The organism is Simiduia agarivorans SA1 = DSM 21679, from assembly GCF_000305785.2.
Classification (GTDB): Bacteria; Pseudomonadota; Gammaproteobacteria; order Pseudomonadales; family Cellvibrionaceae; genus Simiduia; species Simiduia agarivorans.
This window is the reverse complement of the sequence record NC_018868.3, coordinates 1,392,177-1,404,840: the sequence shown is the minus strand read 5'-3', so window position 1 is coordinate 1,404,840 and position 12,664 is coordinate 1,392,177. Positions and strand designations below refer to the sequence as shown.

The window sequence follows — 12,664 nt, the reverse complement described above, 5'->3', positions numbered from 1 at the left end:
TGATTATCCCCCGGTGGTATTCATAAACCGAACTATTTGCGGTTCGTCTGAGTGGTTAAAATGGTGTCGTTCGGGTTTGTGTTGCATGGCGTCCATTATCGCTATCTTCAGCATTTTGTCATCACCCGGGTGAGCTCGAAGCACCGCTCGCAAATCGGCTGCATGGTCATTGCCCAGGCACAGAAGCAGTTTACCCTCGGCGCTGACCCGTACGCGGTTACAGCTGGCACAGAAGTTTTCTGAGTGGGGTGAAATAAAACCAATACGGCTGGCGTATTGGTCGGCACGCCAATAACGCGAAGGGCCCGCAGTTTCGTCTTCCAATGGCGCCAGTGAAAAATGCTGCGACAGCAGCGCGCGCAACTCTGCGCTGGAACAGAACTCCAGTGCACGGCTGTGTTCCACAATGCTGCCCAGTGGCATTTCTTCAATAAAGCTGATGTCCAGTCCCTGCTCCAACGCAAACCGGGTGAGGGCAGGCACCTCGGCGGCATTGCGGTTCTTCAGAATCACGGCATTGAGTTTGATGCGTTCAAAACCCGCATCCTGCGCGGCTTTGATGCCGTCGAGCACCTGGGATAACTGGCCAGTGCGGGTGAGCTGATGGAATTTTTCCGGGTCGAGCGTATCAAGGCTGATATTGATGCGTTTAACACCTGCCGCGCGCAGAGCGCTGGCGTACTTCGGCAATTGTGAACCGTTGGTAGTGAGTGTCAGTTCCTCCAGCGGCAACTGTCCCAACTCATCAAAGACTTTCATCACCCCGCGCCGAACCAAGGGTTCGCCACCGGTAATACGGATCTTTTTTACACCCAGTTCGACAAAGGCGCGGCCCACCGCCACCAGTTCTTCCAGGCTCAATACCTGCTCGCGTGGCATGAAGGTCATTTCTTCGGCCATGCAATAGACGCAGCGGAAATCGCACCGGTCGGTTACAGACAGGCGGATATAGTCGATGATGCGACCAAACGAATCAACGAGCATCGTTAGTACATTTCGCTGGCGCCGCTGATAAGATCGGTATCAGCGGTGACGTTAAGAATTTTTTTGGTTTTGACGTCCATGGTGATGTGTACTGAGGTGAAGTTGCACAAGTAGGAATAATAAGCGTGAGTGATCTTGGCGCTGACTTTCAGATTATTGATTGCTGCAATGGCCTTGCAGTCGGCAGCGTCAAAGGTTTCCGGAAACAAGGCTTCAAGGTGTTGGGCATCGAATGTATAGCGTTCACGGTAATCTACCATGCCCGCTGCGCGCTCGAATTTTTCTTGCGCGATATAGGTAAGAAAGCTTCGCGCGATGGAATCAAAGCGGTCTGAGGCCAGACAGGGCAGGGCAATTGTCAGGCTGATCAGTATAATTAGCCGGGTCATCATCGTTCTCAGTGGCAGGACCTGCCCATCATATCGGCAATAAAGCTATCTGTGCCAGCCCTGCAGAGGTTTCCTCAGCTGCCCACCGAGGGCGCCTGCAGGTTGGGTGCCCATTCCCACCACTCGTGCTGGCCGTCGGATCGGGTTTCCTGGGTGCGGTGGATGTCCCAGGTCACCAGGAAGTCGGGGTTCTCGATGTCTACACCACTGGCAGCGTGCTTGTAGTGGCCGGCAGGCGCCTTGTACCAGGCGTCCAGATTGGGCGGCAGAATGAATTCGGGCGTCTCTTGCGTGAGGGTGCTGTGCAGCTGCACGGTAATGCCCATCTCTGCATCCACCTTGATCACTTTGCCCGCGTGTTGGGTTTGCTTGAGGGCATCGCCGTTGAGGTCGAAATAGGACAGGCCAATCAGGCAGGTTTTGTTTAGTAGCTCTTCTAATGTCATCTATTCAGTTCCTCTAGCCGCTAGTTCCTGGAAACGAGCAACCAGCTTCTTAATGCGTCAACGGTACCACACCTACCTGCGGCATGTTGGCCAGGCCGATGTCGCGGGCGTGTTCTTCGAAGCCTTTGTTCTTCCAGAAGAAGGCGCCGGGCATGGTAGTAGGTACCACCAGCACATAGAAGAGGGCGCGGCCGATGACCGACGTGCCCACCAGCAACAGCCCCGCCAGCGTCCACGCCAACAGCGCGTAAATACCTGCCAGCTGCCAGACCACCAGCGCGGCGAGCAGACTCAGCACCAGCACGAGATTCAGACCCAGCAGCGCATTGCGCAACAGGAAGGTTTTACCGAAGGTGGTGGATTGAATGTAGTAGCTGGCGCCGCCTTCGTGCGCAGCAGTACCCATGGCCTTGCTGTGCGCCAGATGACCCATACCTTCCGCGGCCAGACCCAACGCCATCGCGCTGCCACAGATCAACAGGGCAGTGTCGTAAGCCTGATCGGTAAGCGCCAGCGTAGGCACCATCACCAGGCCTGCCACCAGACCGCCGAGCGAGAACATGTTGCCGAAGAAGGCCGTTGCCACCTGCCAGTGATTCCAGAACGGGCGGGCTTCAATGCGATAGCACTTGTTCATGTAGTAGAGGCCCACAAGACTTGCGGGAATCGCAAAGTAACCGAAACCGGCAGCCCATGAGGCGGCAGTGGGCGCGCTGATCAATGTGCTCACCTCACTGCCAAAGGCCCACTGATACAGGCCCTGAAAAATGCTGTTCGCCGGCAGACTGAACAGAATGTGCATGCCCAAACCACCCATGAACAGGGCAATGCCCAGGCCCTCCCGGCACACGGGTGAGTGGCGCAGGTTGTTGAAGCCGCGATAAAAACGGTGCGGCTTGCCCAGGTGCATGGTGGACATGAACAAGCCAAAACCCACCAGCAAAAAGCTCAGGATCGCGAGCGGTGCGTAGAGCGCAGAGTCGCGGAAGGCAGCCAGCTGTTCAACACCCAACTCGGCACCCAGAAAGCTCAGGCCAAAGGCGCCAATGGCCGCTTGCGAACACAAAGTAAACAGCACCAGCGGATTTTCGCGCGAGCTCAAACGCGCAAGGTTCCAATGCTTTTGCACACCTTTTTTCTGATCGATGGCGGGTTTATAGCGGCCGTTCTCATCTTTGTGGTATTTCAGCGGCATGGAATCGGTACGCTTCATTTCATCGGGCAGACGGGTAATCTGCTGGAAGCGTACGTTCGGGTGGGTAATTTCGGGAGTGGGGAAGCCGGGAATTTCGGTCAGCGCTTGTTCGCGGTTTTCCGGAATGTTTTCGATCACGCCAAAGTCGAGCGCGTTGCCCACGCAGGCAGACACACACGCGGGCTTCAGACCCACTTCCAGGCGGTCCACGCACATGTTGCACTTGGATACCTGGCCTTTGATGGGGTCCAGTTGCGGCGCGTTGTAGGGGCAGACCCAGGTGCAATAGCCACAACCGAAGCAGGTTTCCGGGTCTTGCAATACCGCACCGTATTCCACGTGCTTGGTGTAGGCGCGGGTCGGGCAGCCTTTCAGGCACACGGGGTTGTCGCAGTGGTTGCAGGCCATGGAAATATTCATGCGCTTGTAGTCGGGGTAGCTGCCGCCTTCCACATAACCCACCGAGCGGAACGCCAGGTGCGCCGGGTTTTCATTTTTCTCCGAACAGGCCGCTTCACAGGCGTGACAGCCAATGCAATTATCGGCGGTAAAAAAGAAGCCGTGCTGCTTATTGCGGTTTGGGTTGGTGCCCACCGCCGGGTTTTCATTAATGTGCAGCGAACGCCCCACCGGCAACTTGTGCTCGGTAAGATCGATCAGGTCGATCAGTTGGCCGTAGCGGTTCTTTTCGTCGATCTTTTTGTCAGACAAAAACGCGTAGGGCTGCTCTTCGGTGCGGATTTCCCAGATCATGGCGCCGGCATTGCCGGACTTTTGTTCACCTGTGGCTGGCTTAGACGCAGTGCCCGGCAGGTCGCTGCCGGGAAGATCGCTTCCCGGAAATTTCTCGTACTGGTTGTCTTTGCTGGTCATCAAACTGTCTCGCTAAGGTGTTTCGTCTTTTTCGTCATCCGCCGGACTTTGCTGGCGGGCTTCGGGTATGGCGGTTGGGCCCTCGCAGGCAGGACGCCTGCGCGGAGCTTCAGGGATGAATTCATGCGTGCCCATTAGCCATACCCGGAGCCCGCCCCGCACCCAGTTAAAACTTGCGCCGCTCCAGATTCAGCTGCGCCGCTTCCTTCTGATCCACTTTCTCTACCCGCACGGCATTTTGCTTAAACGCCGGTTGGCGCGAGTAGGGGTCCAATAAACCCAGGGTCAGTCGGTTCACGCAATCGTGGAAGTGGAATGGAATAAACAGCATGTCGCGTCCTACCCGGTGGGTGGTTTGCACCATCACCACCGCATCGCCGCGCCGGCTCACCAACCGCACATAGCTGCCGTGTTCAATGCCGAGTTCGGCTGCCGCATCCGGGTTCATCTCCATGTAGGGCGTGGGGCTGAACTTGTTGCAGTTGCCGATTTTTCCGGTGCGGGTACGGGTGTGAAAGTGCTCCACCACCCGGCCCGAGTTGAGCCAGAAAGGGTAATCGTCATCGGGGCATTCGTTGTTGTTAACAAAATCCACGCAAATCAGATTGGCGCGTCCATCCTCGGTCTGAAAAACACCGTCGGTATAGAGGCGCCGGTTGCCGAGGAAATCCACCCGCTGCTTCTGGTCAAACGCAATCACCTTGCCGAGTTTTTCTTCATCGCGGGCGGCGTCGGCTTCGGTGTAGGGCCATTGGATGCCGCGCGCGGCTTCAATGCGATCCCAGGTCATGCCGGAAATATCCAGCGTGCGGCCTTCACCTTTGGACAGCTCGCGCATCTCGTTAAAGGCCTCTTCGGCAGATTGCGGGAAATGCAGTTTGTTGCGGTCTTCAAAGCGCTTGGACATTTCCTTGAAAATCCAGAAGTCCGGCTTGGAATCTGCGTAGGCCGGCAATACATTGCGCGTGAGGTTGACCCGGCGCTCGGTATTGGTGTGGCAACCTTCTTTTTCGGCCCAGACCGCAGCGGGAAAGTACACGTGCGAAAACTGGTTGGTTTCCACATCCTGATACACATCCTGCACCACCAGGAATTCCAGCTTCTCCATGGCCCTGCGGATGCGCGGCTGGTTGGGCATGGAAGTCATGGGGTTGGTAGCGACGAGCCACAGACCTTTGATCTGACCGGATTCAATGGCGGGAAAAATATCCGTTTGCGCGAGCCCACGCGCGGGCGGAAAGAAAGACTCATCAATGCCCCAGAAATCGGCGATATGCTTGCGGTCTTTGGGTTTTTCCAGATAGCGGTAGCCGGGCAGGCCTGAGCAGGAAGACCACTCACGCGTGCCCATGGCGTTGCACTGGCCGGTAATCGACAAGCTGGTGCCACCGGGCTTGCCGATATTGCCGGTAATCAGGTTCAGGTTATTGATGTTGCACACCCCATCCGAACCGTGAGTGGACTGGTTGATGCCCATGGTCCAGATGCTCATGGCCGAGCTGGCCTTGGCGTACACCCGCGCCACGTGACGGATACGGTCTTCGTCGATGCCGCAAATGTGTTGCGCGTGTTTGGGGTCGTATTTTTCCAGCACCAGTTGCTTCAGATCGTCGATGCCCTTGGTGTGTTTGGCAATGTAGTCGTCGTCAGCCAGGCCTTCCTTGAATATCACGTGCATCATGGCATTGATCAGCACCGTATCGGTGCCGGGCGTGATGGGCAGGTGAATGTCGGCAAACTGAGCCAGCATGGTGACACGTGGGTCTACCACAATCATCGGGAAATGGCGCTTCTCGCGTGCTTCTTTAAGGCGCCAGTAGATGATCGGGTGCTGTTCGGGCAGGTTGGAGCCGAATGCCATTAAACAACCTGTGTGTTCAAAGTCGTCGTAGCACCCGGGCGGGCCGTCTGAACCGAATGAACGCTTGTAACCGGATACGGCAGAGGCCATGCACAGGGTGGTGTTGCCATCGTAGTTGTTGGTGCCAATCTGGCCGCGCACCAGTTTTCCCAGTGCGTAAAATTCTTCGGTTAATAATTGACCGGTAGACACAATGGCAAAACTGTCGCGCCCGTATTTTTCCTGAATTTCTTTAATCTTGGCTGCGGTGGTGTCCAGGGCGGCATCCCAGCTGGTGGGGGCGAACGGCAGGTGTGCCTTTTCCCGCGCCAGTGGCACCGTGCCTCGGCCGGGGGAGTGAAACAGATCGTGCTCCAGCAAACCTTTGATGCACAGCTTGCCCCGGTTCACATCGGCACCGGCATGGCCTCGGCTGGTAATGACTTTGCCTTCGCTATTGAGCCCCAGTTCAATGGAGCAACCGGTTGAGCAATAGTTGCAGGTAGTGTATTTCCATTCTTTAACCGGCTTGGCGGGAATGGAAATGGGTTTGCGCTTTTTACGACCGAAAATCATGTGAATTCCTGTGACTCTCTGTGTGCACCCCAACTACTCAAAAGGGAGTAGTTTTCATCTCTGTCTACCGTAAAGGCAAATACCGAGCCAACTTGAAATTTGCCTTGTTCGGTCGGTTTTCCGGGCAGCCGAACCGGCTGTAGAGCGGGACGCGTGATGCAATTCTGTGCAAGCCACCGGAAAACAGCCCAAAAAGGGGCTGCTTTCCCAGTGCATCCGCATCAAAAGAGTGCGCAGTGATTTTCTATGGTGCGTGCGCGAATTCTGGTGTGTTCACTCGTGGTGCTGTGCGAACCAAAAGGGCGCACGGAGTCTGGCGCGAAGGGTGCTCAAATGGTGCGCACTGGGCACTTATGGTGCTCCGCGCGTCGTTTTTCGGTGTTGCTTCTATATAGGGCCCGCAAAAAACGCCGCCTGCTTTCTGTTGCAAAGAAAATCTGATTAAAAAAAACGTTTTGGCATTGTCCTTGCTCTTACTGGCTCGAAAGCAAACCGGTATCGCCATTGATGCCCACGGAGTCAGCCATGAAAGCCAGCCCAAGCCATCGCATTCAGTTCCTTGCCGGCATCAAGCCGCGGGTCAGTCGTGCCATTGGCCATGTGTCGTTGGTAGGGGCAGGCCCTGGCGATGCGGAGCTGCTTACACTGAAAGCAGTGAAGTGTCTGAACGCTGCCGACATCATTTTTTATGACCGCCTCGTCAGCGAAGACATCCGCGCGCTCTTCCCCCGCAACACACCGGCAATCTACGTGGGCAAGGCCAAAGATCGCCACTCGATTCCTCAGGATGAACTCAACCGTCTGTTGGTGGAAACCGCCAATCTGGGGCTGCACGTGTGCCGCCTGAAAGGCGGAGACGCGTTTGTGTTCGGCCGCGGCGGTGAAGAAATGCTGGAACTGAAAAAAGCCGGCATTTCCGTGGATGTTGTGCCTGGTATCACCAGCGGTGCGGGTGCAACCGCTTATGCCGGTATCCCGCTGACCCATCGCGGTCTGACCCAGGGTGTGAGCTTTGTCACCGCCCACGGCGAAAAGGAATTGCACACCAATTGGGAGGCGTTGGCGCACAGTGGCCACACGCTGGTGTTTTACATGGGCCTGGGTTCAGCCCAGCGCATTCAGAACGAATTGCTTGCCGCCGGCATGGCAGCGGAAAAGCCGGTGGCGCTTATTGAACGCGGTTGCTCGGCGTCCCAGCGCGTGGTCACCGGTGACCTTGCTCAGCTTGGTGCATTGGTGGCCGAGCATCAGATTGAATCACCCGCGTTGATTGTGGTGGGTGATGTGGTTTCCCTGCGCGACCAGCTCGCGTGGTTTGAGGCGGACGCGGCAGGGCAGGCGAACGCCCGCTATGCCGAAGTGGCCTCTCCCTTTGAACAAAGTAAGAACAAACTGTCAGCCTGACTTGAGGAAGCGGTATGAGTAAACAGCGCATTGTGGTTGTCGGAAACGGCATGGTGGGCCACAAATTCATTGATAATGTGGTCACTTCCGAGCACGCAGACAATTACCAGGTGATTACCTTCTCCGAAGAGCCTCGCCTGGCTTACGACCGCGTACAGTTGTCGAAATACTTTTCCGGCTCAACGGCCGAAGACCTGGCGTTGACCACTGAGGGTTACTACCAGGACAACAAGGTTCAGTATGTACTGAAAGACAAAGTGGTGGATCTGGACTTCGACAACAAAGAAGTGATTACCGCCAGCGGCCGGCGCGAAGCCTATGACAAGCTGGTGCTGGCCACCGGTTCCTATCCGTTTGTGCCACCCATTCCCGGCAACGATCAGCCCCATTGTCTGGTGTACCGCACCATTGAAGATCTGGAAGCCATCACCAGCTCTGCCAGCCAGAGCAAAGTGGGCGTGGTTGTGGGCGGTGGCCTGCTGGGTCTGGAGGCGGCCAATGCACTCAAGCAAGCGGGCCTCGAAACCCACGTGGTGGAATTTGCCCCGCGTCTGATGGCGGTACAGTTGGATGAAGGTGGCGGCAAACTGCTGCGCCACAAAATTGAAAACCTGGGCGTGAAAGTGCATACCCAGAAAGCCACAACCGAAATTGTGGCAGGCGAAGAATGCCGCTACCGCATGAACTTTGCCGATGGCAGCTTCCTTGAAACCGATATGATTCTGTTCTCGGCCGGTATCCGTCCCCAGGATGAGCTGGCGCGCAAGTGCGGCCTGGAGCTGGGTCAGCGTGGCGGCATTGTCATCAATAACCAGTGCCAGACCTCGAAAAAAGATGTCTACGCCATCGGTGAATGTGCCCTGTGGGATAACAAGATTTACGGTCTGGTCGCGCCCGGTTATCACATGGCCAAGGTAGCCTTCAGCCAGATTCAAGGTGGCACGGAAGAATTTACCGGCGCCGACATGAGTACCAAGCTGAAGCTGTTGGGTGTGGATGTGGCCTCGGTGGGCGATGCCCACGGCAACACACCGGGCAGCAAAAGTTACACCTACAGCAACGATGTGGATGAAGTGTACAAACGCATCATTGTCTCCGGTGATAACACCCGATTACTGGGCGCGGTGCTGGTGGGTGATGCCGAAGCCTACGGTACCCTGCAGCAGTTGTGTGTTAACGAAATGGATTTGCCCGAGGATCCCAATGCGTTGATCCTGCCCTCCGTGGATGGCGCCGGCGCGGTCATGGGTGTGGATGCACTGCCCGACAGCGCCCAGATCTGTTCCTGCATGGACGTGTCCAAAGGTGCTATTTGCTGCGCGGTACAGGACGGCGCACACACCATTGGCGATATCAAAAACGTCACCAAAGCCTCCACCGCCTGCGGTGGCTGTGCGGCGCTGGTCAAGCAGGTAATGGACTCCGAGCTCACAAAGCTGGGCGTGGAAGTGAAAAACGATATCTGCGAACACTTTGCCTACTCGCGCAAAGAGCTGGCCGATATTGTGCGCGTGAAAAAGATCAAGACCTTCGAAGCATTACTGGAAAGTCACGGCAGTGGTCATGGCTGCGATATCTGTAAGCCGGCGGTGGGCTCTATTCTTGCGTCGTTCTGGAACGACTATATTCTGGAAGATGCCCATATGGGCCTGCAGGACACCAACGATCTGTACCTGGGCAACCTGCAGAAAGACGGCACCTATTCCGTTGTACCGCGCGTGGCCGGCGGTGAAATCACACCCGATAAACTGATTGTACTGGGTCAGGTGGCGAAAGAGTTCAACCTCTACACCAAAATCACCGGTGGCCAGCGCGTGGATTTGTTCGGTGCGCAACTGAATGATTTACCGGTTATCTGGCGCAAACTGGTGGATGCCGGTTTTGAAACCGGTCATGCCTACGGCAAGAGCGTGCGCACCGTGAAATCCTGCGTGGGTTCCACCTGGTGTCGCTACGGTGTGGATGATTCCGTCGGCCTCGCCATCGACATTGAAAACCGCTACAAGGGCCTGCGTTCGCCGCACAAACTCAAGTTTGCAGTATCCGGTTGTACCCGTGAGTGTGCGGAAGCTCAGTGTAAAGACGTGGGCATCATCGCCACCGAAAAAGGCTGGAATCTGTACGTGTGCGGTAACGGCGGTATGCGCCCGCGTCACGCAGACCTGTTTGCCACCGATCTGGATACAGACACCCTGATCAAGTACGTGGACCGTTTCCTGATGTTCTACATCCGCACCGCCGATCGCCTGCAGCGCACCAGCGTGTGGTTGGAGAATCTGGAAGGCGGGCTGGATTATCTGAAAAAAGTGATTATCCAGGATTCGCTGGGTCTGGGTGCCGAGCTGGAAGCCGAAATGGCCCACAATATCGGTAACTATCAGTGCGAGTGGAAAACCACCATTGAAAACCCGGAAAAACTCAAGCGCTTCAGCCATTTCATTAACGACAGCGCGCGCGACGACAATCTCGTGTACGTGGTAGAGCGCGAGCAAATCCGACCGGCCACCGACGAAGAACGCATCCCTTCGGTGGAACTGGAAGAAGAACCGGCGCTGGCCTGATAACCCCTGATCAAAGCGGGTGGTAATGCCACCCGTATGGAGAAAACTATGAGCAATTGGCAAAAAGTGTGTCGTTCAGCCGATGTTGTGCCCGGCACTGGTGTATGCGCCCTGGTAGCGGGCAAACAGGTGGCGATTTTCCGGACCCTGAAAGACAAAACCTTGTATGCCCTGGATAACTACGACCCCATTGGCAAGGCCAATATTTTGTCGCGCGGGATTCAGGGCTCAATTGGCGATGCGCTGGTGGTAGCCTCGCCGCTGTACAAGCAGCATTTTGAATTGGCGACGGGCAAATGCCTGGAAGAGGATATCTCGGTACCGGTTTATGCGGTACGCGAGGTGGATGGTCAGGTGGAAGTTGCTGCCTGATATTTGTTAACCGGTCTGAGGATCAGACCACACTGTTTTAATCGTTTCTTTTTGCACCTTTGGCAGACAAAGGTTGTTTTGCCAGCAGCTCCCCGCGTGCGAGTTGCCGGCAAAACAACCTGCGTCTGCTTTTTTTGTTTTACTGGTTGGCGTTTCTCACACCTACATCGGGCGATCCTATCGCGCGCGCCCCTATGCCGGTCGCCCCTATGTTGGGCGCCCCTACGCCGGGCGCCCCTCACTGGTGCGCTTTGGGCCAGAAGGGTGCAAAAATGATCGGGCGTCTGCCTTATCTTTGCGCGCGAATCCCCATGCTGGGGAGTGTGCCCGGTGCCGGGGGCCAGAATTCCGCGGATTTAAGCGACTTTCGCACCCAAAATGCAAAAAGCCTCGAACTGTTAAAAAGTAGGCATGACCTTTGCTCATATCCCCTCAGATAAATTTATACCCTTTTTATTCACTACTCTTCAGGGATAAGACATGAGCACGGCCAAGTCCTTTAACCTGTTCTCCTTCACAGGCAAGATGAAAATTCTGCACCTGAGCTGGATGGCATTTTTCATTACCTTCGTGGTGTGGTTTAACTTTGCGCCTTTGTTGCAAGCAGTTGCGGCGTCTTTGGGGCTGGAGCCGTCTGAAATCAAGACGCTGCTGATTCTGAACGTAGCGCTCACCATTCCGGCGCGGGTGATCATTGGTATGCTGACCGACAAATACGGCCCCCGTGTGGTTTATTCCGGGTTGTTGGCGCTGTGTTCCATTCCCTGCTTCATGTTTGCGCTGGCCGACACCTTTGTGCAGGCGGCCATTGCCCGTTTTGCGCTCGGCTTTATCGGTGCCGGCTTTGTGATTGGTATCCGCATGGTGAGCGAATGGTTCCCCGCCAATGAGCTGGGTACCGCGGAAGGCATTTACGGCGGTTGGGGTAATTTTGGTTCCGCTGCAGCAGCGTTTACGCTGCCGACCCTGGCGGTGCTTTTTGGCGGTGACGACGGCTGGCGTTATGCCATCGGCCTCACCGGCGTGATGAGCCTGTTGTTTTCATTCGTTTACTACGCCAACGTCAGCGATACGCCCAAAGGCTCCACCTACTTCCGCCCGAAAAATCTGGGCGCCATGGAAGTGACCAGTAAAGGCGACTTCTTCTTCCTGGTGATTATGAAAGTGCCCATGTACGCCGCATTGGCATTGCTGACCTGGAAGTTGTCGCCGGCGGGTGTGAGCATGCTGAGCGAAACGGTTTCCCTGGGCTGCTACGTGGGCCTGGTCCTGCTGTTCCTGTACGAGCTGTCCCATGTCTGGAAGGTCAATAAAAATATCTTCAAAGAGCCGGTGCCGGAAATGCATCGTTACAAGTTCAAGCAGGTGGCGGTACTGAATGTATTGTACTTCGCGACCTTTGGCTCCGAGCTGGCGGTGGTCTCCATGTTGCCCCTGTTCTTTGCCGACACCTTTGAACTGACCCCGGTGATGGCGGGCATGGTGGCATCGGCTTACGCCTTTATGAACCTGATGTCGCGCCCGGGCGGCGGTTGGATTTCCGATCGCTTTGGCCGCAAATCCACCTTGTTGATCCTCACCGCCGGCCTGGCTGTTGGCTATGCGGTCATGGGAATGGTGGATTCCAGCTGGCCGCTGGTGATGGCAGTCATTGCCGCCATGGCCTGTTCTTTCTTTGTACAGGCGGGCGAGGGCGCAGTTTTCGCGGTTGTGCCTCTGATCAAGCGCCGTCTGACCGGCCAGATTGCTGGCATGACCGGCGCTTACGGTAACGTGGGTGCAGTGGTTTACCTGACCGTGTTGAGTCTGGTGGACTATTCCACGTTCTTCTTTGTGATTGCAGGCACTGCGGTGCTGGGCTTTGTCACACTGCTGTTTATGGAAGAGCCGGAAGGCCACATTGCAGAAGTCCGCGAAGATGGCTCGGTTGAATTGATTACCGTGTCGTAACACACCTGTTGCGCATTGTGTCTATGCAACAGGGTGGTTTAAGCTGCGAAGCAGGTTGCGCATCGGTAACCTGC

The 12,664-nt window shown here is 56.0% G+C and carries 9 protein-coding genes; 4 read left to right on the top strand and 5 right to left on the bottom strand.

Annotated features, from left to right (window positions below):
- Positions 1 to 3 precede the first annotated feature (3 nt).
- The 5 genes from moaA to M5M_RS06230 form a co-directional block, all read right to left on the bottom strand.
- Positions 4 to 984 carry a GTP 3',8-cyclase MoaA gene (moaA, locus tag M5M_RS06250; protein ID WP_015046627.1) on the bottom strand — a complete coding sequence of 327 codons (981 nt, stop codon included), beginning with the start codon at positions 982 to 984 and terminating at the stop codon, positions 4 to 6.
- Between the two features lie 2 nt (positions 985 to 986).
- Positions 987 to 1,373 carry a hypothetical protein gene (locus M5M_RS06245; RefSeq protein WP_015046626.1) on the bottom strand — a complete coding sequence of 129 codons (387 nt, stop codon included), beginning with the start codon at positions 1,371 to 1,373 and terminating at the stop codon, positions 987 to 989.
- Between the two features lie 74 nt (positions 1,374 to 1,447).
- A complete protein-coding gene (locus M5M_RS06240; protein WP_016389263.1) occupies positions 1,448 to 1,819 on the bottom strand; it encodes a hypothetical protein in 372 nt (123 codons plus the stop codon).
- Positions 1,820 to 1,868: 49 nt separating this feature from the next.
- The gene (locus tag M5M_RS06235; RefSeq protein WP_015046624.1) at positions 1,869 to 3,887 is read right to left on the bottom strand and encodes a DmsC/YnfH family molybdoenzyme membrane anchor subunit; all 2,019 of its coding nucleotides are present in this window, start codon (positions 3,885 to 3,887) and stop codon (positions 1,869 to 1,871) included.
- A 166-nt stretch (positions 3,888 to 4,053) separates the two neighbouring features.
- On the bottom strand, positions 4,054 to 6,303 hold the full coding sequence (locus tag M5M_RS06230) for a molybdopterin oxidoreductase family protein (RefSeq protein ID WP_015046623.1): 2,250 nt from the start codon (positions 6,301 to 6,303) through the stop codon (positions 4,054 to 4,056).
- A gap of 525 nt (positions 6,304 to 6,828) precedes the next feature.
- Between M5M_RS06230 and cobA the strand changes: the two genes are divergently transcribed.
- The 4 genes from cobA (at position 6,829) to M5M_RS06210 (ending at position 12,590) form a co-directional block, all read left to right on the top strand.
- Positions 6,829 to 7,707 (top strand): uroporphyrinogen-III C-methyltransferase, encoded by an 879-nt coding sequence (gene cobA / locus M5M_RS06225; RefSeq protein WP_015046622.1) that lies wholly within the window; start codon positions 6,829 to 6,831, stop codon positions 7,705 to 7,707.
- A gap of 14 nt (positions 7,708 to 7,721) precedes the next feature.
- Positions 7,722 to 10,268, top strand: a complete 2,547-nt coding sequence (gene nirB, locus M5M_RS06220; RefSeq protein WP_015046621.1) for a nitrite reductase large subunit NirB — start codon at positions 7,722 to 7,724, stop codon at positions 10,266 to 10,268.
- Between the two features lie 48 nt (positions 10,269 to 10,316).
- On the top strand, positions 10,317 to 10,640 hold the full coding sequence (gene nirD, locus M5M_RS06215; protein WP_015046620.1) for a nitrite reductase small subunit NirD: 324 nt from the start codon (positions 10,317 to 10,319) through the stop codon (positions 10,638 to 10,640).
- 480 nt (positions 10,641 to 11,120) lie between these two features.
- Positions 11,121 to 12,590, top strand: a complete 1,470-nt coding sequence (locus tag M5M_RS06210) for a NarK family nitrate/nitrite MFS transporter (protein WP_015046619.1) — start codon at positions 11,121 to 11,123, stop codon at positions 12,588 to 12,590.
- Positions 12,591 to 12,664 lie beyond the last annotated feature (74 nt).